This window comes from Frankia sp. CeCAU1, assembly GCF_977971845.1.
In genome coordinates this window covers 1-22,252 of the sequence record NZ_CDWWXA010000020.1, presented here as the reverse complement: position 1 = coordinate 22,252, position 22,252 = coordinate 1, and the positions used below count along the sequence as shown (strand labels likewise).

General features: G+C 70.7%; 25 protein-coding genes and 1 pseudogene. 16 read left to right on the top strand and 10 right to left on the bottom strand.

The window, feature by feature from the left end:
* Nucleotides 1-23: 23 nt before the first annotated feature.
* Entirely contained in the window at nucleotides 24-767 is a 744-nt protein-coding gene (locus tag AC08OO_RS06075) for a response regulator transcription factor (RefSeq protein ID WP_476607801.1), read from the bottom strand.
* Between the two features lie 337 nt (nucleotides 768-1,104).
* Between AC08OO_RS06075 and AC08OO_RS06070 the strand changes: the two genes are divergently transcribed.
* The 9 genes from AC08OO_RS06070 (at nucleotide 1,105) to AC08OO_RS06030 (ending at nucleotide 5,337) form a co-directional block, all read left to right on the top strand.
* Entirely contained in the window at nucleotides 1,105-1,656 is a 552-nt protein-coding gene (locus tag AC08OO_RS06070; RefSeq protein ID WP_476609467.1) for an alpha/beta hydrolase, read from the top strand.
* Complete coding sequence (locus tag AC08OO_RS06065; RefSeq protein WP_011434909.1) at nucleotides 1,653-1,946, top strand: MoaD/ThiS family protein; 294 nt, start codon at nucleotides 1,653-1,655, stop codon at nucleotides 1,944-1,946. Before AC08OO_RS06070 ends, AC08OO_RS06065 begins: the two co-directional genes overlap by 4 nt.
* The gene (locus AC08OO_RS06060) at nucleotides 1,943-2,068 is read left to right on the top strand and encodes a hypothetical protein (RefSeq protein ID WP_023839837.1); all 126 of its coding nucleotides are present in this window, start codon (nucleotides 1,943-1,945) and stop codon (nucleotides 2,066-2,068) included. Before AC08OO_RS06065 ends, AC08OO_RS06060 begins: the two co-directional genes overlap by 4 nt.
* 32 nt (nucleotides 2,069-2,100) lie before the next feature.
* Nucleotides 2,101-3,042: a hypothetical protein gene (locus AC08OO_RS06055; protein ID WP_476609466.1), complete on the top strand. Its 942-nt coding sequence runs from the start codon at nucleotides 2,101-2,103 to the stop codon at nucleotides 3,040-3,042.
* Nucleotides 3,043-3,133: 91 nt separating this feature from the next.
* Nucleotides 3,134-3,574, top strand: coding sequence for a thioredoxin family protein (locus tag AC08OO_RS06050; RefSeq protein WP_476618308.1), 441 nt, complete (start codon nucleotides 3,134-3,136; stop codon nucleotides 3,572-3,574).
* Nucleotides 3,522-3,689, top strand: coding sequence for a putative leader peptide (locus tag AC08OO_RS06045; RefSeq protein WP_476609464.1), 168 nt, complete (start codon nucleotides 3,522-3,524; stop codon nucleotides 3,687-3,689). Before AC08OO_RS06050 ends, AC08OO_RS06045 begins: the two co-directional genes overlap by 53 nt.
* Nucleotides 3,690-3,784: 95 nt before the next feature.
* Complete coding sequence (locus AC08OO_RS06040) at nucleotides 3,785-4,204, top strand: DUF4395 domain-containing protein (RefSeq protein WP_476607795.1); 420 nt, start codon at nucleotides 3,785-3,787, stop codon at nucleotides 4,202-4,204.
* The gene (locus tag AC08OO_RS06035) at nucleotides 4,201-5,034 is read left to right on the top strand and encodes a sulfurtransferase (protein ID WP_476607794.1); all 834 of its coding nucleotides are present in this window, start codon (nucleotides 4,201-4,203) and stop codon (nucleotides 5,032-5,034) included. Before AC08OO_RS06040 ends, AC08OO_RS06035 begins: the two co-directional genes overlap by 4 nt.
* A gap of 3 nt (nucleotides 5,035-5,037) precedes the next feature.
* The gene (locus AC08OO_RS06030; RefSeq protein ID WP_011434914.1) at nucleotides 5,038-5,337 is read left to right on the top strand and encodes a DUF1416 domain-containing protein; all 300 of its coding nucleotides are present in this window, start codon (nucleotides 5,038-5,040) and stop codon (nucleotides 5,335-5,337) included.
* Between the two features lie 71 nt (nucleotides 5,338-5,408).
* Here AC08OO_RS06030 and AC08OO_RS06025 read toward each other — a convergent pair whose 3' ends face one another.
* Entirely contained in the window at nucleotides 5,409-5,660 is a 252-nt protein-coding gene (locus AC08OO_RS06025) for a hypothetical protein (protein ID WP_347272478.1), read from the bottom strand.
* A gap of 185 nt (nucleotides 5,661-5,845) precedes the next feature.
* Nucleotides 5,846-6,412 carry a nitrobindin family protein gene (locus tag AC08OO_RS06020; protein ID WP_476609463.1) on the bottom strand — a complete coding sequence of 189 codons (567 nt, stop codon included), beginning with the start codon at nucleotides 6,410-6,412 and terminating at the stop codon, nucleotides 5,846-5,848.
* A gap of 570 nt (nucleotides 6,413-6,982) precedes the next feature.
* Here AC08OO_RS06020 and AC08OO_RS06015 point away from each other — a divergent pair.
* The gene (locus AC08OO_RS06015; protein ID WP_035729484.1) at nucleotides 6,983-7,345 is read left to right on the top strand and encodes a DsrE family protein; all 363 of its coding nucleotides are present in this window, start codon (nucleotides 6,983-6,985) and stop codon (nucleotides 7,343-7,345) included.
* Nucleotides 7,346-7,446: 101 nt separating this feature from the next.
* On the opposite strand, the gene AC08OO_RS06010 is transcribed toward AC08OO_RS06015, so the two are convergent.
* Together AC08OO_RS06010 and mshA are read right to left on the bottom strand one after the other, a co-directional pair.
* Nucleotides 7,447-7,941, bottom strand: a complete 495-nt coding sequence (locus AC08OO_RS06010) for a type III secretion system chaperone family protein (protein ID WP_476609462.1) — start codon at nucleotides 7,939-7,941, stop codon at nucleotides 7,447-7,449.
* Nucleotides 7,942-7,997: 56 nt separating this feature from the next.
* Nucleotides 7,998-9,305, bottom strand: a complete 1,308-nt coding sequence (mshA, locus tag AC08OO_RS06005) for a D-inositol-3-phosphate glycosyltransferase (RefSeq protein ID WP_476609461.1) — start codon at nucleotides 9,303-9,305, stop codon at nucleotides 7,998-8,000.
* Nucleotides 9,306-9,543: 238 nt separating this feature from the next.
* On the opposite strand from mshA, the pseudogene AC08OO_RS06000 reads away from it, so the two are divergent.
* Nucleotides 9,544-10,335 (top strand): annotated as a pseudogene (locus AC08OO_RS06000) (class I SAM-dependent methyltransferase); the annotation flags it as partial.
* A gap of 96 nt (nucleotides 10,336-10,431) precedes the next feature.
* Here the strand turns inward: AC08OO_RS06000 and AC08OO_RS05995 are convergent.
* From AC08OO_RS05995 to AC08OO_RS05980, 4 genes are all read right to left on the bottom strand, one after another.
* The gene (locus tag AC08OO_RS05995; RefSeq protein ID WP_011434921.1) at nucleotides 10,432-11,385 is read right to left on the bottom strand and encodes an aldo/keto reductase; all 954 of its coding nucleotides are present in this window, start codon (nucleotides 11,383-11,385) and stop codon (nucleotides 10,432-10,434) included.
* Nucleotides 11,386-11,502: 117 nt separating this feature from the next.
* A complete protein-coding gene (locus tag AC08OO_RS05990) occupies nucleotides 11,503-12,030 on the bottom strand; it encodes a hypothetical protein (RefSeq protein ID WP_011434922.1) in 528 nt (175 codons plus the stop codon).
* A gap of 169 nt (nucleotides 12,031-12,199) precedes the next feature.
* Nucleotides 12,200-12,973, bottom strand: a complete 774-nt coding sequence (locus AC08OO_RS05985; protein ID WP_476609460.1) for a helix-turn-helix domain-containing protein — start codon at nucleotides 12,971-12,973, stop codon at nucleotides 12,200-12,202.
* 411 nt (nucleotides 12,974-13,384) lie between these two features.
* Nucleotides 13,385-14,614, bottom strand: coding sequence for a DUF349 domain-containing protein (locus AC08OO_RS05980; protein WP_476609459.1), 1,230 nt, complete (start codon nucleotides 14,612-14,614; stop codon nucleotides 13,385-13,387).
* 279 nt (nucleotides 14,615-14,893) lie between these two features.
* Between AC08OO_RS05980 and AC08OO_RS05975 the strand changes: the two genes are divergently transcribed.
* From AC08OO_RS05975 to AC08OO_RS05955, 5 genes are all read left to right on the top strand, one after another.
* On the top strand, nucleotides 14,894-15,799 hold the full coding sequence (locus AC08OO_RS05975; protein ID WP_476608658.1) for a carbohydrate ABC transporter permease: 906 nt from the start codon (nucleotides 14,894-14,896) through the stop codon (nucleotides 15,797-15,799).
* On the top strand, nucleotides 15,796-16,761 hold the full coding sequence (locus AC08OO_RS05970; RefSeq protein WP_476609458.1) for a carbohydrate ABC transporter permease: 966 nt from the start codon (nucleotides 15,796-15,798) through the stop codon (nucleotides 16,759-16,761). Before AC08OO_RS05975 ends, AC08OO_RS05970 begins: the two co-directional genes overlap by 4 nt.
* Nucleotides 16,762-16,773: 12 nt before the next feature.
* Nucleotides 16,774-18,132 carry an extracellular solute-binding protein gene (locus tag AC08OO_RS05965; protein ID WP_476609457.1) on the top strand — a complete coding sequence of 453 codons (1,359 nt, stop codon included), beginning with the start codon at nucleotides 16,774-16,776 and terminating at the stop codon, nucleotides 18,130-18,132.
* 25 nt (nucleotides 18,133-18,157) lie between these two features.
* Nucleotides 18,158-19,315 (top strand): ABC transporter ATP-binding protein, encoded by a 1,158-nt coding sequence (locus AC08OO_RS05960; RefSeq protein ID WP_476609456.1) that lies wholly within the window; start codon nucleotides 18,158-18,160, stop codon nucleotides 19,313-19,315.
* A gap of 354 nt (nucleotides 19,316-19,669) precedes the next feature.
* The gene (locus AC08OO_RS05955; protein WP_476609455.1) at nucleotides 19,670-21,019 is read left to right on the top strand and encodes a transcriptional regulator; all 1,350 of its coding nucleotides are present in this window, start codon (nucleotides 19,670-19,672) and stop codon (nucleotides 21,017-21,019) included.
* 60 nt (nucleotides 21,020-21,079) lie between these two features.
* On the opposite strand, the gene ygfZ is transcribed toward AC08OO_RS05955, so the two are convergent.
* Nucleotides 21,080-22,237 (bottom strand): CAF17-like 4Fe-4S cluster assembly/insertion protein YgfZ, encoded by a 1,158-nt coding sequence (gene ygfZ / locus AC08OO_RS05950; protein WP_476609480.1) that lies wholly within the window; start codon nucleotides 22,235-22,237, stop codon nucleotides 21,080-21,082.
* Between the last annotated feature and the right edge of the window lie 15 nt (nucleotides 22,238-22,252).

Below are 22,252 nucleotides of genomic sequence, written 5' to 3'. Positions count from 1 at the left end.
GCGGACGGGTGTCCGCGGTGACGTCAGACCCGCTCGGGGGTCCGGGACTCGTCACGGCCGATCTCCCCGGGGGTGTTCTCCGGTAGCGGCGCGATGGGCGGCGCGACGAACTTGTACCCGACGTGCCGAACAGTACCGATCATCGCTTCGTGCTCGGGGCCGAGCTTCGCTCGCAGCCGCCGGACGTGGACGTCCACCGTGCGGGTGCCGCCGTAGTAGTCGTAACCCCAGACCTCCTGCAACAGCTGGGCGCGGGTGAAGACCCGGCCCGGGTGTTGCGCGAGGTACTTCAGCAGCTCGAACTCCTTGAAGGTGAGCTCAAGCGGCCGGCCCCGCAACTTGGCCGAGTAGGTGGTCTCGTCGACCGACAGGTCGCCGGACCGGATGACACCGGCTTCGGCCGTGCCGCCGGCGGCGGCGACTCGACCGATGGCCAGCCGCAACCGGGCCTCGACCTCGGCGGGACCCGCGGAATCGAGGACGACGTCGTCAACCCCCCAGTCCGCGGACACCGCCGCCAGCCCACCCTCGGTCACCAGCGCCAGCAGCGGCGTGGTGAGCCCGGTGGTGCGTAGTAGCCGGCACAGGCCGCGGGCGATCACAAGCTCCCGGCGGCCATCCACCACGATCACATCCACCGGCGGGGCGTCCAGCAGCGCGCTCGCCTCGAGCGGGGCGACCCGTACGGTGTGGGTGAGAAGCCCAAGCGACGGAAACGACTCGGCGGACGGACCGGGGGCGTTGGTGAGCAAAAGGACGACGCTCAAGACGACTCCTCCAGGTGGTGTGTGGTGGGGCAGCGTCGACCCGGTGAGTAACTCGATGCCCGGCGCTGGGCGTCTCACGACCGTCATGGGCATGAAACGAAGGCCGGTATGTGGGGAGGATAGCGGAGTGTCCTACTCGGCTCCTACCGTCTACGGGCCACTACCTACGGCGGATGGTGAGATCCCGACCACGAGTCATGATCACTGGAGTGGTTGGGTGCCCGGTGCGTCACGCAATCTGGCTGTAGTGGTCACCCATGGCTTCTCCTGTTCGACGTCACGCCTGGCGCTGCAAACAGTGATGGTCGGATTACGTCCACATCCCGATGTCCAGGTCATGGATCTGCAAGCGTACGACCGATCCACCAGACTGTGCACTTTCGGTGACCCCGAGGTGCTGGATGTCGGTGCGGCCGTCGGCGTGGCTGCCGGCGCGGCCCGTCGACTCGGCTACCAGCGGGTCTGCCTCACGGGATGGTCGGTGGGCGGTGCCGCCGTGCCGCGGCACGGCGTGCTGATCCAGGTGGGGGAGCCCGCCCACAGCCATCGCCGTCGGCATCCCCCGGAGGCGGTAGCCAATGCGAGCGCGACCAGCCGGTGGTTCGTGCGGGACACCGCTCGGATGCGCCGGATCCATCGGCTGGCAGAGCGGCCCACCGGCCGGATGGTGGCACGGCGTCTGTTACGGGTGCGTATCGGCCCCCACGCGTTCGTACCAATTCCAGCTCCTCCGGTGAAGATAGTTGGTTCGGTCGCACCGACCTCGCCGCTCATCGTCCACGGCTGTCGTGACGGGTATTTCACGCTGGGACATCCGCGCGCGTTGGCCGCGGCGAGGACGGCGAGGACCGCCGCCGCGAGGACGGACGAAGGGCCGGAAGGACGGTGACGGACGAGACCGCAGGGGCGGGCCGGCCCGCGTCGATCGCGCGGGTGACCGTCCGCTACTGGGCCGCCGCCAGGGACGCCGCGGGGGTGTCCCAGGAGGAGATCGGCGCGGATACGCTGGCCGCTCTGCTCGATGTCGTCGCGGCCCGCCACGGCGGGACCCTGCCTGCGCTGCTGCGACGGTGCTCCTACCTCGTCGACGACCAGCCCGTGGGCCGGCGGGATCCGGCGGGGGTCATCCTGCGTGACGGTTGCGTAGTCGAGGCCCTCCCACCCTTCGCCGGGGGATGACGCTGTTCGTCGTCGGTCCGGAGATCGTCGGTCCGGAGGCCATCGCCGCTGGGGAGACCGTCGACGCGGAGGTCCTCGCAGCCCGACCCGGGGTCGCGCCCGGCTGGGACGGCGCGACGTGAGCCGCCCGAGCCGGACATGACAGCATGGCCCGGTGAGCGCAGGCGATCCCGGCACGCCCCATGGCGTCCTCGTCCCGGACGAGGCTGCCTCCATCCCCGCAGCCCGATGGGCGCCGGGTGCTTTGCCGTTGGCGGCCCTGGTGGCTACCGGCCTGGTGATGGCGGCCGCAGCCCTCGGCACGGAAGCCCTCGCGGCGGTCCTCATCGTCGAACAGATCGCGTTTGCCTGGGCCTGGGTCCGGATGCTCCGGGCGTCGACCGGTACCACCCTGCTCGTGGCGGCCTGGGGTGTCCTCGGTGACGTGGTCCTGTTGGCCTCGGACCGGCCCAGCTACGGATCGTTGGCCGGCGTCGTCGGGATCGCCGTGGCGGTTGTGATCCTCTACCAGCTCGCCCGACGCCGGTCAGCTCCCGTCTCCGGGGCAGGCTCGGTGTCTGCCAGTGGTTCGAGCCCGGTGTCTGCCAACGGTTCGAGTCCGCCGCCCGGTCCTGCCGTGCGGGTCGGTGCGGATCTCGCCGCGGCGCTGAGTGGAATCATTTTCTGTGCGCTTTTCGCCGGTTACCTTGCGCTGCGTTCCGGGTCCGGCGCGCACCATCCGGCCGATCTGCTGGTCATCGCCGGCCTCCTCGGCGCGGGTGGCACGGTCGTGGCGGGCCGGCTGGTGGGATGGGCGGGCGTTCCGGTGGTGCTGGCCGGGGCGGTCGGCGTTCTGGTCGGCGCGGCGCTGGGGGCCGGCTTCGGTGCCCTCGACCCCGATCGTCTGGCGGTGGGGGCCGCCGTCGCGATCGCCGTGGCGGGAGCGGCCGTGGCCGCCGTCATCGATTTGCTGCTGGCGCGGGCCCGGGACGCCGAGCCGCGGGTCGGCCCGGTCGCCACCTCGGCGCTGGTCGCGGACGTCCTGCTCACCGCCATCCTGCCGCTGGCCTCCGCGGCGCCACTGGTGTATTTCGTCGGCCGGCATCTGCCCGCGTGAGTCGATCGTCGGGCCGCGGCGGGGCCTGGACGGGAAGAGCCGGGGCCTGTCGGATGCTGTAGAAGCCGTGACCGGAATGTGGGTGTTGTCGGTGGCGACCGTGGTTGCTCTCGGACTGGGGGTGCTCATGCGGGCCCGGGACGGACGGTTCCGGCCGGTAGACGGCGGGCTGCGGGCCGAGTTCGCGTCGCTGGGCGAGACGATGGGGGAGCGGGCGACGCTGCTGCAGTTCTCCACGGCGTTCTGCGCTCCCTGCCGGTCCACCCGTCGGGTGCTGGCAGGGGTTGCCGAGGTCGTGCCCGGGGTACGCCACGTCGAGGTTGATGCGGAGGCGCATCTCGACCTCGTCCGTCGGCTGGGGATCAGGCGGACTCCGACGGTACTGATCGTTGACGGTCATGGCAGGGAGGTGCGGCGCGCGAGCGGTGCCCCGCCGACGCGTGCGGCGGTGTTCGCCACTCTCGAAGAGATCGTTTCCGATGGGATCAATCGGGCAGATGGTGATCCTTCGGATTCATCGTCGGCGGGTTAACACAGACGTGACGTTCACTGCTACCGTGACACGAACCATGCCCCAGATACAGCTTGTGAAGCGCCGCGCGGTCGATCTGTGCCGCGTACACAGCTGTCTGTGTTGTCTTTCCTGATCGTGGGTTGATGTTCCTCAGCCGTGATCGGCTGGCCCCGGTGCATCGCCACGTCCGAGCGGGTAGTCCAAGCCGGAAGTCAGGAGAAGGCCCTCGTGGTAGATCCTCGCGGGATGCGGTTCGCCGCTGCCGTCACCACGATCATGCTCGCCGTGATACTGCTCGCCGGCAGCCGCTGGTTGCTGCTCGCGCAGACCGTGGTGTTCGGGGTGGGGGCGGTGGCCGGGGTCCGGCACGCGCCCTACGGGCTGGTGTTCCGTTCCCTGATCCGGCCGAGGCTGGGGCCGCCGGCCGCCACCGAGGACGCCGCGCCGCCCCGGTTCGCCCAGCTGGTCGGCGCGATCTTCGGTGTCGTGGGTCTCGTGGGATTCTTCGTGGGGATGCCGGCACTCGGTTACGTCGCGGTGGCCCTGGCCTTCGTGGCGGCCCTCCTCAATGCGGCGTTCGAGTTCTGTCTCGGGTGCCAGCTGTATCTTTTTCTCCAATCGATAGCCGTGAAAGGAGCACGCACATGAGTCGTGAGAAGGCGCTGGTCGACGCCTCGTGGGTCGAAGCGAACCGTAACGACCCGAAGGTCGTCCTGGTCGAGGTCGACGAGGACGTCTCCGCGTACGACAAGGGGCACATCCCGGGGGCGGTGCGTCTCGACTGGAAGTCCGAACTTCAGGACCCGGTCATTCGTGACTTCATCAACAGGGAGCAGTTCGAGAAGCTTCTCTCCGAGAAGGGGATCTCGAACGACGACATCGTCGTGCTCTACGGCGGGAACAACAACTGGTTCGCCGCATACGCATACTGGTACTTCAGCCTCTACGGCCACGCCGACGTCCGCCTGCTCGACGGTGGTCGCAAGAAGTGGGAGCTCGACAGCCGTGAGCTGACCACCGAGGTCACCCCGCGTCAGCCCACCAGCTACACCGCCCCGGAGCCGCGCACCGACATCCGGGCCTTCCGTGAGGAGGTCATCTCCGCGATCGGCGAGAAGGCCCTGGTGGACGTCCGGTCGCCCGACGAGTTCTCCGGCAGGCTGCTCGCTCCCGCGCACCTGCCGCAGGAGCAGTCCCAGCGGGCCGGGCACATCCCCACGGCGAAGAACATTCCGTGGGCGAAGACCGCGAACGAGGACGGCACGTTCAAGAGCAATGACGAGCTGACCGGCCTCTACACCGAGGCCGGGGTCGACCTGTCCAGGGACATCATCGCCTACTGCCGTATCGGCGAGCGTTCGGCGCACACCTGGTTCGCGCTGCACGAGTTGCTCGACCTGCCGAACGTGAAAAACTACGACGGTTCGTGGACCGAGTACGGCTCGCTCGTCGGCGTGCCGATCGAGAAGGGCGCGTGAGCCATGTGCGGCGCCATCAGCGGTGGACCATCTGTGGAGGGAATTGACGTGGCCAAGGAAACCGTGATCCAGGGGGTCGTGGTGCAGGGCGGGGAGCCGGTTTCGACCGGTTATGCCCGCCTGCTGGACGAAGGCGGCGATTTTACCGCCGAGGTTCCGTTGTCCGCGACGGGTCAGTTTCGTTTCTTCGCGCGGCCGGGGCAGTGGACCGTCCGGGCTCTTGTCCCCGGCGCGACCGGCGAGCGCAAGGTCGTCGCCCGTCAGGGTGAGCCGGTCGACACCCAGGTCGAGGTCGCGGCCTGACGTCGCGTTCCTTCGCCGGGCGGGGACAGCGGGTTTCTCCCGCTGTCCCCGTGCTCACGTTGCCCCCGTGCTCATGCCCGGACCTGGCCACCGCGGTTGTTTCCCGCCGGTGACACGACGGCCGAAACGGTGCTCGCCGGTGGCGGAACCGTGGTCGGTACGGCGAAGGCCATCGGGCCGATCGAGAAACAGTGCAGACCGTTGTCGCGGGCAAACGCCACTGCGGAGCCCCGATCTGGGAACGGCGCGATGATCCGGTCGACCGCACGCTGGCCGGCGGCGGCGAAAAGGACGACCGCGAAGAGTACGTCGGACTCTGCCATCATGTGATCATGAAAGCGCATCCCGGGAAGGCCCGAACAGGTTTTCGCGTGTTCCGTTCGTGGTCTGTCGTTGCGCGTGCGATGTCTTCCGCAAAGGCTCCGTCATACCGTGAATAAAGTGTGACTCTTGGTGGACGGGCACCTCTTGGTGGACGGGCAGCTGGAGATGCCCCCGCGGAGTCGGCTCAGTCGGACACGCGGTGCAGGCGGGCGGACAGGTGTGACTGCATCGGCTTGCCCTCGGCCTCCATGTCGATCGCGTAGGCGAGATCGCCGCCCTCGACCAGGCCGTAGAGGCGCACCGACCGGGTGACGTCACGGGCGGTGGCGGTGCGGATCAGGACGTTGTGATCGAGATCGATACGGGTGCCGGTCACCGTGCCGACGTAGATCTCGGCGATGCCGAACGGGTGGGCCAGCATCACCTCGACGACCGGCTTTCCGTCCTCTCCGGGCTGGACCCGCCAGAACCCGGTCTCGGTCGCCAGCGGGCTGCCGGGCTCGCGGCCGTCCCGGGGCTCGTCCGCCCACCAGGTGTGCGACACGTATCCCAGCGCCGGGCGGCCGTCCGCGGCGAAGGTGATCTCCTGGCCGTAGTGGAATCCGTCCAGGCCCTCGTAGCCGCCGACCCCCTCGCCCCGCCAGGTCCCGACGAGGAAGGCCAGTGGTAGCAGGCTGGCGTGCAGATCAACGGTGCTCGTCGCCGTGTCGGACCGCGCCGATCCGGCCGCGGACCGCTTCCCGGCGCTCAACGCTGACCCTCGTACAGCTTGTAGACCACGTAACCGGAGAACCAGGCGATCAGGACGGACATCGCCACCAGAAGCCCGGTGAAGAAGTAGTGCAGCACGTCTGTAGCCTAGACGACGAGATCACGGGACTCCTCGTGGCCGTACCGGTCCTGGTCACCTCAGGTGCCACGCGGTATAGCTGCGCGCCAGGGCGGCTCGGTTCCGAGCGGCAAGGCTGTCCGGCTGCGCCGCTCGCATGCTCCACAGTCCCGCCACGTGGCAGGCGAAGGCGCTCCGATCCTCGTCGGTGCCGGCCCGCCCAGCAGTCCAGCCCCGCTGCCCGGCCTGCTGGGGGTATGCCCGGCGCCAATGAGACGCATGATCATGAATACGGCGTCTACCCAGCCGGCCCCGTGCGCCTACCTGCCAAGATGCTCCCGAACATGCATTTTTTATTTCATTACAATTCCATAGCCACGGGCAGGCAGGACGGATGGGAGCGGCGGACCGCTGGCCAAGCGGAAGCACGGGTCGTCGGACTCGTTCCTCGGCGGGACGCACGGGATGGGTGCGATTTGGCAGACTGGCAGGATGGCCCGCCCGCTCGTCGTCAAGGTCACCGCCGGGACGGATGCGCCGGAACGGTGTTCCCAGGCGTTCACGGTCGCGGCCGTCGCCGTCGCCGCCGGTACGGACGTCTCGCTCTGGCTTACCGGGGAGTCCGCCTGGTTCGCGCTGCCCGGCCGGGCGGAGGAGTTCAGCCTGCCGGAGGCGGCGCCGTTGCCCGATCTGCTCGCCGCCGTCCTCGCCGGGGGTCGCGTCACCCTGTGCACCCAGTGTGCGGCCCGGCGCTCCATCGGCCCGGACGACGTCCTGCCCGGCGTCCGCATCGCCGGTGCCGCCGCGTTCGTCGACGAGGTTCTCGCGGACGGCGTGCAGGCCCTCGTCTACTGAGGAGCGCCCGGCCTGGACGCAACGGCCTGGACGCAACGGCCTGGGTACAACGGGGACGCGTGAATCGCCGGGAAGTACCGCGTCCTCCTCGGGACCGGGTCTCATCCCGGCTTCGTGGCCGAGCCGGCGTCGGCGGCCAGCTTGGCCCGCCACGCCTTCTCCCGCTCGATGGCGGAGGCGAATCCCAGCGCTATCGCCGGGTCGAAGTTCTCGTCGGCGTAGGAGCCGACGCAGCCAAGGATGCGGTCGATCTCCTCCGTGGTGACCGCCAGCAGCGGGACCTGCCCGGTGAGGAAGATGTCACCGACCCGGTCGATGGAGAAGTGCACCCCGTAGGTCTTCGCGTTGCGGCCGAGCAGGAATCCGTAGGTGCCCGCCGCGTTCTCCGCCGGGGCGCGCATAAAAAACGCCTCGACGAGCAGGGTGTGGTCCTGCACGACGAGCCACGTCATCGTGCGCAGCTTGTGCTCGCCCTCCAGCGTGACGAGGAACGAGCCGGTGTCGACATGGTCGTAGGCGAGACCGAGATCCTTGAGCGTGTCATCGATCACCACGTCGAGCCGGTTGCGTTCCGCTGCGTCGATGGGCGCCGTCATGGCTGGGGCCTCCCCAGTAGCTGGTAGACGATGCTGGTTCCGGCGGAGATCCTCTCTCAGACGGCGACGGCGGTGGGGCTCAGCGCGTGCCGGTAACTGCGCAGCACGCCATGGGCCGTGGCCGACCAGCCGAACCCACCGGCCCAGGCCACCGCTCCGGCGGAGAGCCGGGCCCGCCATCGTGGTTGGCGCAGCAGCCGGTCCAGCGCGTCGGCATAGACGGCGGGGGTCCGACCGGCGACGAGCAGCCCGGAGACACCGTCGGCGACCGCGGTGCGCAGGCCCCCGACCGCCGCGGCGACCACCGGGGTGCCGCAGGCCTGGGCCTCGAGCGCGACGAGGCCGAAGCTCTCGCTGTGACTGGGGACGACGACGGCGGTGGCCGCGCGGTACCAGTGGACGAGCTCCTGCTGCGGGGCCGGCGGTTGGAAGCGGACGCGATCGGAGATCCCGAGATACGCCGCGAGTTTGACCAGGGCGTCGGGTTGTTCCAGACCGGATCCGCTGGGGCCGCCGACCACGGCGACGGTGAGCCGCGAGCGGCGGGCGGGATCGCGCCGCAGTAGTTCCGCGGCGGCGTGCAGCAGCAGATCAGGCGCCTTGAGCGCTTGGATCCGACCGACGAACAACAGCAGGTCGTCGGCGGGATCCACGCCGACGCGGGCCCGGGACTGCGCCATGTCACCTGGCCGGAAGACCTCCAGGTCGACGCCGGGCGCGACGACGTCGACCCGGTCCGACGCCGCGTCGTACAGATCGATCAGGTGCCGGTACTCGTCCGGCGTGGAGGCGAGCAGCCGGGTGGCCCCCCCGATGACCTCCTGTTCGCCGAGTAGCCGGCCAGGCGGCTCCGGGCGGTCTCCGGCGGCCAGCGCGCCGTTCTTGATCTTCGCCAGCGTATGGGAGGTGTGCACGAGGGGGACACCCCATCGTTGTGCCACCGCGAGACCGACCTGGCCCGACAGCCAGTAGTGCGAGTGGATCACATCGAACCACCCTGGTTCGTGCCCGGCCTCGGCGCGCAGCAGAGCCGCGGTGAACGCACACAGCCAGGCGGGAAGATCCTCCCGGTGGATCTCCTCGAACGGGCCGGCGTCAACGTGGCGGACCGTCACACCCGGCAACAACTCGGCCGAGGTCGGCAGCTTGCTGCTCACCGCGCGGGTGAACACCTCGACCTCCACCCCCAGCGCCGCGAGCTGCCGAGACAGCTCGACGACGTAGACGTTGAGCCCCCCGGCATCGCCCGTTCCCGGCTGTTCCATCGGTGAGGTGTGCATGGACAGCATCGCGACCCGGCTGGGCCGCCCGCGCCGTTCGGACTCATCGCGGACCTGGGCGGCGCCGCTTCTGATCAGACGCATCGAGCACCTCCGCATCCGCACGCCACCGGCGCCTGCCCGATACGACCAACCCTGCTGTGGACGAACACGTCTCCAACCGTTCTACCCGGCCGGTTGTCGGGTCAACTGTTGGTCTCCCCCCTTCGGGCTACCGGCCGGTCTCTGGTCCGCCGGTCTGCCGGTCTGCCAGGGTGGATCCGTGACGAACTCCTCCCGTCGGGAGCCGCGGCTCGCGGCCGGACGGGCGCGTGCCCTCGGGATGCCCACCCGGGGTACCACCGCGCCGAACCGGTTGCGACGGATCGATCGCTGGACGCTCGACGCGGCCGCCGCGCTGCTGCGTGGGGCGGCGGATCCCCTGGTCGTCGATCTCGGCTTCGGCGCGTCTCCGGTGACCACGGTGGAGCTCTACGAGCGGCTGCGAACGGTGCGTCCGGGCGTGCGCGTCGTCGGCCTGGAGCTCGACCAGGACCGGGTCACCCGGGCCGCACCGGCCGCGAGACCTCCCGGGCTGCGGTTCACCCGCGGCGGGTTCGAGCTTCCGCCGCCAGGGGAGCGCCCGGTGCTGGTGCGTGCCCTGAACGTGCTACGGCAGTATCCCGAGGGGGCGGTCCCCGGCGCGTGGGCGACGATGCTGGCGCGGCTCGCCCCGGGCGGGATGCTCGTCGAGGGAACCTGCGACGAGACGGGTCGGCGCGCCTGCTGGTTCGGTCTTCCGGCCCCGGGAGCGGCGCCGGCCTGGCTGCCGTCCGGCGCGGGGGGCCCGGCCGGGCCCACGCTGACCCTCTCCGCGCATCTGGCGAGCCTCGCCCGTCCGTCCGAGCTCGCCGAGCGGCTCCCCAAGGCGCTCATCGAGCACAACGTGCCCGGCCATGATGTCCACCGGCTGTTCACGGCCTTCGACCGCGCCTGGGAGCGGGCCGCGCCGCGGGCCGTCTTCTCCCCACGCCAGCGGTGGATCGCAGCCGTGGCGGATCTGCGGGCCCAGGGCTGGCCGGTCCGCGGCGACCGGCGGCGCTGGCGGCTGGGTGAGCTGACCATCGACTGGCCCTCGGCGGGCGGTTCGGGCGTTCTGCCGGTGCGGTGCGGGACGCCCCGGCGGAGATCTGACGGGACGTCCCGGATCGTGGATCCGTCGGTCCCGCGGTCAGTCGGCGGGACGGCGGGTCACGGCGATCTTGTCGAGCACCGCGAGGTCGTCCGCGCGGGGCTGCCACTGACCGGCCACGGCATTGGCGCGCACCTGGACCGGGCTGGTCGCGCCGGCGATGACCGAGGCGACCCCGGGCTGGGCGGCCAGCCCGCCGATCGTGACGTCCAGCAGTGACCGGTCCCGCTCCCGCGCAAAGGTTTCCAGGGCGTCCAGCCGGTCGAAGACCTCGTCGGTCAGCTCGTCCTGCCTGCCGGCCAGCCGGGTGCCGGGTGCCGGCACCTCGTCGCGCTGGTACTTGCCGGTGAGCAGGCCGTTCGCCAGCGGGTAGTACGGGATGACGCCGATGCCGTACTTCTGGGCGGCCGGCACGAGCTCTGCCTCCACGCCCCGTTCCAGCAGGTTGTAGTGGTTCTGCGCGGAGATGAAGCGGGTCGTCCCGGATGCCCGGGCGGTCCACTCCGCGTCGGCGACCTGCCAGGCATCGAGGTTGCAGGCACCGATGTAACGGACCTTGCCCTCCTTGACGATCTCATCGAGGGCCTCGAGCGTCTCCTCGATCGGCGTGAAGGCGTCCAGGGTGTGCAGCTGGTAGAGGTCGATGTAGTCGGTCTGCAGCCGGCTCAGCGAACCCTCGACCGCCTTGCGGATGTACCGCCGGGACGCCCGCGCGCTGAAGTCCTGGCCGTACATGCCGCCCATGTCGTTGCCGAATTTTGTGGCGAGGACGACATCGTCGCGGCGGCCTCGCAGCACGTGCCCGAGAAGCGTCTCCGAGCCGCCCTTGTTCCCGTAGGTGTCGGCGGTGTCGAAGAACGTGATCCCGGCGTCGAGCGCCGCGTCGACGACCGCACGGGTGCCGGTGAGGTCGACGCGCGAGCCGAAATTGTTGCAGCCGAGGCCGACGACAGACACCAGTAGTCCGGAGGATCCCAGCGGGCGATAGCGCATAAGTTAATACAACACATCGGACCACGGGCCCCGGACAGCAGGCCCCGGACCCGTGGTCGACCGGAACAGGTCAATGACCGTCCGTTGGTGATCCGGTGTGTCGATGTTCGCGGGCCGTTACTTCTCGGGGGCGGCCTCGGTCACGGCCCGGCCGACCGCCTCGGCAGCCTTGCGGCTCGAGGTGCGCGCGGCGCGGGTCTGGCTCACTGCCGTCCGGGTGCGCTGCACCGCCTCCTCCGTGGCCGGGCTGCGCCGGATGCTCGCCACCCGCTTCTCGCCCCGGGTGGCGAAGCTGTTGTAGAGGTAGGTGGCGCGTCCCTGCAGGTCGGAGATCTGGGAGGTGACGGTGGCCGGCAGCGCGCGCACGGCCGTCCCGACCTGGGTCGGAACCCGCGCCGCCTGGGTAGGCAGCGCGCCGACCCGGTCGGAGATCTTCCGAACCTCGGTGCTTGTGGTCGTCGGCAGGGCGAGCAGCTTCGCCACAGCGAGATCCGCCGCTCCCACCGACGCGTAGAGCGGCTTGCGCACCTCCGCCAGCGGAACCCTGACTTCGGCCCTCGCCTCGGCCGTGTCCTCCTGGGCCTGCGCGCTGACGCGGGCGGTGGGACGGCTGGCGGGGCGGTTCGTCGTGCGCGTGGTGGCCATGATGTCTCCCTCGGTTCGAAGATTCGTTGCTTTCGTGTAGAGATTTCCTGTTAGCGCCTCGTCGCCGACGGGTGAAAGGTCGGGTAAATGATGTGAGGGTCAGGGTGGTGATAGGCCGTACAGGAACGGAGTACTGCTTTCCTTTTCGTCGCGGTCTCCGCCGGTCGATCTAGGTCTGATCGACCGGGTTGTCGGTGGTCGGCTGCGGAGCCGGTGCTGCCGGTGTGGGTAGGGACGCGGGGGGAGCGCCGGTGATCGGACCGCTCTCGGTCCTCGTCGCCGCCGGTTCGCCTCCCGTGGCCTTCGATCGCCTGGTGCGGCCCGGGGCGCTCCCCGGTGACGGCTTACCCGTACCGTCCGACGAGGCCGACCGCGCCGCGGTGGTGGTGCCCCGGGATGTCGCCGACGCCTGTCGGGCGGATCTCCGTTTCGTCGTCGGCTCCGCGAAGGTCGCTCCCACGGTGGCGGCCGAACCCCGTGCGGACACCGAATCACCGATGGCGGCCGGACCCGCGGTCGGGGCGGCGGGCTCGCCGGGGACGAACCCGCGCGGCCCGGCCTCGGCGTCGCCGTCCGGGTGGCCGCGGCCGGCCCGCGCCGCGATGGCGTTCTCCCGGCAGAACGCCTCGTAGATGTCGAGCACGACCTGCTTCTGTCGTTCGGACAGGGATTCGTCCGCGAGCACGGCAGCCATGACGTTCTCTTCGCCCTGCCGTTCCTCCAGAATTCCGGCCTGCACGTAGAGCACTTCGGCGGAGATGCGGAGCGCCTTCGCGATCTGCTGAAGAATCTCCGCGGACGGCCGCCGGAGGCCTCGCTCGATCTGACTGAGGTAAGGGTTGCTCACCCCGGCCTGCTTGGCGAGTTGACGAAGGGAGATCTGTGCGCTGTGCCGCTGATCGCGGATGAAATCGCCGAGATCGCGCACATTCAGGGCCGCCACCGGGTCGAACGCCTCCTTCGCCGGAGGGCGAGGCGGGTTGCCGCGCCCATGGCGGGCGCCCCGCCATCCGTGAACCTCGGCATACGGCTGGACCCCGCGGCCGAGGACTCCGCGGACGACCGCCCGCCGAGAGCCCGCCGTCCGTGGACGCTGCGATTCGGGGGAGGCCATGCTGCCTCGGCAAGCTCCGGTCGGCACGGAAACGAGTGCGCCGCCACAACACATCACCAACGCAGTCGACGATACGTCGGGCTGCTAACTCTGGCAAGCGGTCAGTTAGCGCTCTTTGGACGTGTCCGCCCCGAGGTGCACCACCTGGTACTCCGCGGACCTTCGCCCCTTCGACCACGGCGGATGCCGCAGTTCCCCGTTTTCGGGTCCATACGAAGCGCCCGCGCCTGCCGGCGCGGCTCAGTCGTTGTGGGACTGTCCCTCGGCTTGGGCCAGCCAGGCCCGCTGGGCGGCGAGGGCGGACTCGGTGTCGGCGATCTCCTTGGTGCGTCCGGCGGCCTGGGCCCGGGCCAGCTTCGCCTCCAACTTCGCGACGGATTCCCGCAGCTTCGTCACGAATGGTGAGGAAGCGAGGGAGCGCTGGGCCCAGCGGGCGTCGGAGGCCTCGCGCAGCTTGTCGCCGATGGCCGCCATCTGCCGCTCCAGGGAGCCCGCGGCCTCCCGGGGGACCCGTCCGATCTCGTCCCAGCGGTCCTGGATCTCCCGGAGACGACGCAGCGAGCGGTCGGTATCGGCCGGATCCAACGCCGTCGCCTCGGCCAGCAGTTTCTCCTTCTTGACCTGGTTTTCGCGCAACTCGGCGTCGCGCTCGGCATTGGCCTCGTTGCGGCGGGTGAAGAAGGCGTCCTGCGCCGCGCGGAAGCGGTTCCACAACGCGTCGTCGATATCCTTTGCCGCGCGACCGGCGGCCTTCCAGTCGGCGAGCAGCGCCCGGTAGCGGGCGGCCGTGCCGGCCCAGTCGGTGGAGTCGGACAGCGCCTCCGCCTCGGCGATGATCGCCTCCTTCCGTTCCCTCGAACGGGCCCGCTGCGTGTCGAGAGCGGCGAAGTGCGCGGTCCGGCGGCGGGTGAACTCGTCCCGGGCCGTGGCGATGCGCCGCCACAGCGCCGAGTCGGTGCGCTTGTCCAACGAGCCGGCGGCGCGGAACTCCTCGGCGAGCGCGCGGAACCGCTCCCCGGCGGTCTTCCACTCCGAGCTGCGGCCGAGCCGTTCGGCCTCGGCGACCAGCTGCTCCTTGGCCGCGGCGATCCGGCCGGCCCGCTCGGCCCGCTCGGCGGCGAGCGCGGAGCGATGTTCCTCAGTGGCGGCGACCACGGCCTCCAGCCGCGTGCGCAGCGCATCCAGATCACCGACGACCGCGGCCTCGTCGAGGGAATCGAGTAGCCGCCGTGCGCTGCCGACGATCCCGGCCGGATCGACCCCGCTGACCGTCAGCCGCCGCTCGAGCAGCTCGACCTCGGCGGACAGATCGTCGAAGCGGCGCTCGAAGTGGGCCAGACCCTCACGGAGACTGCCGGCACGCCATGATCCGACGGCACGTTCGCCGCTGGCCGTGCGAACGAAGACCGTGCCGTCATCGGCGACACGCCCCCAGGCGGAGGCGTGGTCGGGCTCGCTGCGGTCGCTCATGGTGTTCCCGAAGATCGACTGACGTTTCCTGTCATTCTTGCAGGCGTTGGCCGTTGAGGGGACAGCCGCCACGGATCGGTCACCACGATTCGCCGTCGACCGGGTGCGGCGCGTGGGCCGTGGGGGTCGATCCGAGCCGTTGGCGGTGTCGCGTGGGCCGTTGGCGGTGTCGCGTGGGATGTGGACGGACCGGGCGACACGTGCAGGCACCGGCTGCTCCTCCGCGGGAGCCACCCCCGTACCGGCATCCCTGCACAGGTGGGGCCAGGATGCATAACTGTGACGCGTGAGGCGGGTGACAGCCGGGCGGGCTGGCGAGCCGGGGTGTTGTTGCTGCCGGCGTTCGTGGGACTCGGTGTTTTCGTCATCGGGCCCGCATTGGTGTCGGCCTTCATCGCGGGCACGGACAAGACCCTGACGGGACCGCGTTTCGACTGGGTCGGCACGGCGAACCTGCGTACCGCTCTCTCCGACGCGGACCTGGCCGGCGCCGTGCGCAACACGCTGCTGTACTGCGCCCTCACGGTGGTACCCGCGATCGTGATCGGGCTGGCGCTCGCGCTGGCCGCCGAACGGGTGACCCATGGCCGGGCGCTGGTGCGATGTGCGCTGTTTCTTCCGGTCAGTGCGAATATTGTGGCCATGGCGGTCGTGTTCGCCTACATGTTCGACAGCAGCCCCGACGGTCTCGCGAACACCATCGTCGGGCTGTTCGGGGTGGCTCCGGTCGACTGGCTCGGCGACACCTCGACCGCGTTGCCGGTGGTGGCCCTCGTCGGTGGTTGGCGGCTGACGAGCTTCGTCTTCGTCGTCTATCTCGCCGGGCTGACGGCGATCCCGAGATCGGTGTACGAGGCGGCGGACGTGGACGGCATCCACGGATTCGCCCGGCTGCGTCACATCACCCTGCCGCTGCTCGCCCCGACGACGATCTTCCTGGGGATGTTCGTCACCATTCTGACCCTGCAGACCTTCGAAACGGTCGCGGTGCTCACGAAAGGTGGCCCCCTGGACTCCAGCACGACGATCATTTACTACATTTACGAGGTCGGATTCACTGGATCGTTCCGCATCGGATATGCCTCGATGATCGCCCTGATGCTGTTTGTCGTGATCGTGGCACTGGGTGCCGCTGGTGGGCTGCTCGGGCGCCGCATCCGACGCACCCGGGAGGCCGCCGCGTGAGCGTCGACACCTCCAGTCCGGCGTCCGGGCCGACGCCCCGTGGCCACGCCGTGCGGCGAGCCTCGCGTCGGCGGGCCCCGCAACCGGGATCGGCGCCGGCGCCGATCCCGGCATCGCGGCGCGGTCGCCGCCGGTCACCGACCGGACCGACGATCGGGCGTCTCATCCTGCTCACGATCGGCATCGTCGCGGCCGTCCTGCCCTTCGTCTGGATGGTGCGGACCGCCGTTGGGCCGCGGCAGACCGCGCTGGCGCTGACGTCGAACCCGATCCCGTCCAGCATCGACCTGAGCTCGTTCGACCGCGCCTGGTACGCCGGTGATCTCGGACCTGCCCTGCTCACGGGGGTGGCGGTGAGCCTGGCGATCCTCGCGTTGCAGCTCGCGACGGCGATCCCGGCCGCCTACGCCTTCTCCTGTCTGCGCTTTCGCGGGCGTACGGCAGCCTTCTCGGTGGTGCTCGCCACCCTGCTGGTGCCGACCCAGATCACCGCCGTGCCGAACTACGTCACCATTTCCGCGCTCGGACTCGCTGACACCCGGGTCGGCCTGGTCCTGCCGTTCATGACACACGCAGCGATGATCTTCATGCTCCGGCAGTACATGAGCACCATCCCGGGGTCGGTCCTGGAAGCCGCGCGGATGGACGGGCTCGGTACCTGGCGGACGCTGTGGACGATCATCGTGCCGCTCGCCGCGCCCGCGATCGCCTCCGTATCGGTGTTCAGCTTCCTGTTGTCGTACAACGAGTACCTGTGGCCGCTGCTGGTCGCGCGGTCGCCGGACATCGCCACCCCGCCGCTGGCGCTCGCGCGCCTGATGACCGACTCCTCCTCCGTCATTCCGGACTTCACCGAGCTCGCCGCGGCCGCGCTGATCATCAGCCTGCCGTCGCTCGTCGTCTTCGTCGTCGCCCAACGCCGTCTCGCCGCCGGAATTACCGGTACGGGTGCCGGTGCCTGAGAGGAAGAACGTGTGATCCGTATTCGCCGAATGCTGCCGCTGCCCGTCGCTGCCGCGATGATCATTCTGACCGCGTGCGGCGGCGGTGGTGACGCGAGCCCGGCAGACCCCGCGGAGAGCCTGCGCCCCACGGCCCGCCCAGCCGACGCCGGCGTCGACAACGTGGCGGGCGCCAAGGCATCGCCCGCCTGCGTGGCCCAGGTCAAGACGCTGCGGATGTCCGCCGTCGGCACGCTCAACGACGTCGCGAAATCCGGCAAGGCCTATCTGGAGAAGGCGCATCCCGGCCTCACCGTGGACCTCAACACGAGCGCGCCGGACTACACCTCCCTCGTCCAGCAGATCAGCGCCGACCGCTCGGCCGGCCGTTCCGTCGACGTGGCGGTCGCCGGCTTCGACCTGCTCCCGACCTTCGCCCGGGACCTCGGCGCCCAGGAGCTCTCCCCGCGCCTGCTGCGCGCGTCCTACGACCAACGGCTGGTCGGCCTCGGGCAGGTCGCCGGGAAGCAGATCGGCATTCCCCAGCAGGTGTCGTCTCTGGCCCTGGTCTACAACCTCGACGTGCTGCAGAAGGCCGGCGTCGATCCGGCGACGCTGGGCACGACCGACGGGGTGATCGCCGCCGCTGACAAGATCAAGGCTTCGGGTCAGAATGTCCAGCCCCTCGACCTGCCGACCGGCCAGCAGTTCGGGCAGTGGATCCTCAACACCCTGGCCAGCTCCAAGGGGACGCCGATCCAGGACGCGAACGGTCGGCCCGCCCTGAACACCCCGGCGGCCCGCGAGGCCGCCGCGTTCCTCGCGAAGGCCGCGAGCTACGGTACGCACTCCGCCGATCCGACCCAGCAGGGCCTGCTGCGGTTCGGCATCCGCCGGCAGACGGCGATGACCGCCGTGACGGTGGCCTCCGTGGCCGGCGGGCTGAAGTTCATCGCGGGGCAGGGGACGAAGGGTTTCCGGGCCGGCGCGGTCCCGTTCCCGACTCTGCCCGGCGGGACCCAGCACCCGGTCGCGGGCGGCAACGCGCTGACGGTCCTGTCCACCGATCGCTGCCAGCGGGAGATGGCGACCGAACTGGTCGTGTCGCTGCTTTCGCCGGACGTCGTGGCCGCGGGCACGGAGGCGTTGAGCTACATCCCGGTGGATACTCAGGCCGTCAGCCAGCTCGGGTCGTTCTACGCGACCTATCCGCAGCTCAAGCCGTTCAACGCGCTCATCCCCTCGCTGGTGAAGGCGCCGGCTTGGAGCGGGGCCCGCGGCGGGGAGGTCCCGAGCGCGATCTCGGACCAGGTGCAGCGCATCCTCAAGGGCGAGGACCCGGTCAGGGCCCTCGCCGCGGCCCAGAGCCAGGCTGTGGAACTCACCCGTTGACCGGCGGACGCCGCGGGAGAGACCGATGACCCGGATCACGGAACCGGCCGACGGACCCGCCGTGGTGACGGCCGCCACCACGGGGGTGCCGATCGAGATCGACGGGCTGGGCCGGTCGTTCGGCCCGGTCCATGCGCTGCGCGACGTCACGCTGACGGTTGCGCCGGGGGAGATCGTCGCGCTGCTCGGACCGTCCGGCTCGGGCAAGTCGACGCTGCTGCGGATCTGCGCCGGGCTCGAGGAGCCGACGTCGGGTGATCTGCGTTTCGGCGGGGTCAGCCAGCTTGGCGTTGCACCCCACCGCCGGGACGTGTCCATGGTCTTCCAGCATTTCGCGCTCTACCCGCATCTGACGGCCCTGGAGAACCTCACCCTGGCGTTGCGTCACGGCCGCGGCCTGCCGAAGGCCGCGGCGGTGGCCCGGGCCCGTGAGACGCTGGGCATGCTCGGCATCGGTGAGCTGGCAGCTCGCCGGCCCGCGAAGATGTCCGGGGGCCAGCGCCAGCGGGTCGCGATCGGCCGGGCACTCGCGACCCGGGCCCGGGTGATCCTGTTGGACGAGCCGATGTCGGGGCTCGACGCCCAGCTCCGGGTCGATCTGCGGGTCGAGATCGTGGGCCTGCTGCGCAGGCTCGGCACCACCGCCCTGTTCGTCACGCACGACCAGGCCGAGGCGATGGCGGTCGGTGACCGGGTCGCGGTGCTCAGCGGCGGCCGGCTGCAGCAGATCGGGACGCCCGACGAGATCTACGACCGGCCCGCCACGCGCTTCGTCGCGGCGTTCATCGGCAGCCCGCCGATGAACGTCCGGGAGGGACGCTGGCATGACGGCCAACTGCACGGGGACGGATTCGCCCTGGCCGCCCCCGCCGGCGCGACGGCGTTCGGAGTCCGGCCCGAGCACCTGGTCCTGGTGGCGGCGGCTTCCACTGGATCAGGATCGCTACCGGCGGACGCCGTGGTGGCGCCGGTGGCGCTGGCGTCGGACGCGCTGCGGGTAACCGGTGAGGTCGTGGTGAGCGAGCGGCTCGGGGCGGAGCGGACGGTGTACGTCCGGACCTCCGCCGGGGTGCTCGCCGTCAGGGTCGACGCCGCTGAGGTGCTCGGCGTGGGCATGCGGGTCACCCTGCGCGCACCGCTGTCCACCCTGACCTTCTTCGACGCCGCCGGCGCCCGGATCTGACGCGGCGCAGCCTCGATCCGCCGCAGCCGTCCCCCTCCCACCCCGCGCGTCCAGTCGGATCGGCGCCGCGTGAATCGCGGAGGGGCCCTCCCCGTGGGCCTGTCCCCGGCTGTCCGACTCGGGAGAATTTCTGACCGGTCGACGTGATCGCATTCGATCAAAAGCTAAATATAACACACTTTTTTCGGACGCTCGGCGGACATGCGTGCAATCAGGGCCCGCCAGTGGTCCGGGAGTGACCTCTGTGCACGCATCGCACCGGAGTCGTCTCTTGGAGCACCAAGATGTCGCGACATAGCGTTAGTAGGTACTCACGGAAGTGCCCCTGGAGATGCGACTGCGAGGAGATCGTCGATGCTGACGGATAACGCTCATGCCTGCACTCATCCGCTTGCGTTCATCCGAGCCCAGCGCGGGTGGTCCTACCAGCGTCTGGCGCGGGTCGTGGCCCGCCGCGCACGTGACCTCGGGGTGGCGAACATGGCCGCCGAGCGGCAGAAGGTCTGGCGCTGGGAGCACCGTGGGGTCGTGCCCGACCGGGTGTCCCAGCTCGCGCTCGCCGCGGAGCTCGGCGTCCCCAACGATCGCCTGGAGTCGCACCCCTGGCCCGCGTGGCTACCGACCGGCGACGCGGTGCGCACCGAGTACCCGTGGACGCCGGGTGGCAGCATAACCTCGATCATGGACGTCGTCGAGGACGCGCTCTCCGACCGCCGCGGCTTCCTGACGATCACTGGGACCGGGGTGGCGGAACTCGCGACGCAGTGGCTCGGCATGGAACCGGCCCGGCTGGCGGCGGCCCTGAACGGGGGACGGGTCGACGACCAGATCGTGAACCGGATCGAGCACAACATCCCCGGGCTGCGGGTCATGGATGAGCGGCTCGGTGGGGAGAGCGTGCGCCGGCTGGTCGACGCCGAGCTCGGCGTGGTGGCGGACCTGCTGGCGCGCGGATCCTATACCGAGCATGTGGGCCGTCACCTGCATCTGGTGGCCGCGGAGCTCGCCCGGTTCGCGGGGTGGGTCTCGTTCGACGCCGGCTTCCAGACGGCCGCCCAGCGGTACTGGATCACCGCTCTGCATGCCGCGCACACCGGCGGGGACCGCATGCTCGGTGCGAACGTGCTGAAGAACATGTCCCTGCAGTGCGTGGACTTCGCCCGCCCGCGGGAGGCGGTGGATCTGGCCGAGGCCGCCGTGGCCAGCGCCGAGGGGGCGTCCGGTCGCGTCGGCGCCATGCTGCACATGCGGCGGGCCCGTGCCCATGCCGCGCTCGGGGAGGCCAGCGCCTGCGCGCAGGCGCTGGTCTGCTCGGAGGATGCGATGGTCACCGCGCGGCCTGAGGAGCCCGCCTGGTCGTCCTACTTCGACGAGGCCGAGTACCAGGCGCAGATCGGCAGCTGCTACATCGATCTCGGTCACCTCGCGCAGGCGGACCGGTGGCTGGAACGCTCCCTGGCGATCCAGCCGGCCTCCCGGGCCCGGGACCGGGCCACCTACCTGCTTCGGTGGGCCGCGGTCCAGATGGATCTCGGTAATGTCGATCACGGGTGCGAGCTGACCCGCCAGGCCCTGCCGATGCTGGCGGCGACGCGATCCAAGCGCAACGCCCGCCGGGCCGACGAGCTGCGCCGCCGGCTGCGGCGGCACGGCACCGACCCGGCGGTGCGGGAACTCGATCAGATCCTCGCCCGGACTGTCTGAGCCGGCCGGAACCCGAGCCGGCCGGAACCCGAGCCGGCCGGAACCCGAGCCAGCCGGGAATCAGGAACGCAGCCGCCCGGCGGGACGCTTCGGCGCCGTCGTGGCCGGCCCGTCGTCCGGATCGATCGCGGCGGCCAGCGGCGCGCCGTCGGGATCGGCGACGACGAGGGAGGCATCCGTCGGCACGGACCGCTTGATCACCGCCAGGGCGATGGGGCCGAGTTCCTCGTGGACCTCGGAGCTGCCGACAAACCCGACCTCGCGCCCGCCGACCGTGACGGTGGAACGGGGCGCCGCCACCGTGCCGTCGAGATGCAGCAGCACCAGCCGCCGCGGCGGGCGACCGAGGTTGTGCACCCGGGCGACGGTCTCCTGCCCGCGGTAGCAGCCCTTGTCCAGGTGCACGGCGCTCGCCAGCCACCCCACCTCGTGCGGAATGGTGCGATGGTCGGTCTCCCGGCCGAGCCGGGGCCGTCGGGAGGCGATGCGCATGGCGTCGAAGGCGGACAGCCCGGCCAGACCCGCCCCGGCGGCGCGCAGCCGCTCGACGGTGCCGGTCAGGTCGGCCCGGCCGACGAGGAGGTCGACGCCGTGGGGCATCCGCCGGACCAGCGTGCCCGTCCCGGTACGGCCGACCGGGTAGGGACCGGTGATCGGCGCCCCGACCGGGCCGGGGGCCTGTGGTTCGGGCAGGCCCGGGCCGGGCGCGCCGTCACCCGGCCCGCCCAGTGCCGCGGCCGCGACCTGCGCGGCCCTTGGCCCGAGCACGCTGAGCACCGCCGTCACCGCGCCGAGGTCCGCCGGCTCCACGCGGAGCATGAAGCGCATCGACTCCAGGTAGCGCAGCAGGATGCCGCCGGTGCCGGGCTCGACGTCCACCCAGGTGGACGTGCCGTCGTCGGCGAGGACGAGATGGTGTTCGACGTGGCCGTGCGGGGAGAGCACCAGCGCCTCGGTGCCCCGCAGCGCGCCCAGCGCGGACAGATGCTGAGAGGTGACGCTGTGCAGCCAGGAGAGCCGGTCGGGGCCGGAGACGCGCAGCACGTCCCGATGTGATCTGTCGACGACGGCGGCGGCGCCGCGCACCGCGCGCTGTTCCCGTAGCGGATCGCCGTAGTGGGCGGCGACCGCGTCGTCTTCGGCAGTGCCGGCCACCGCACCCGGCAGGCCGAGCAACGGGGAGAGCGAGGCGGGCGTCGTAAGGGACCCTGCGGTCATGGGACTCAGTCTAGG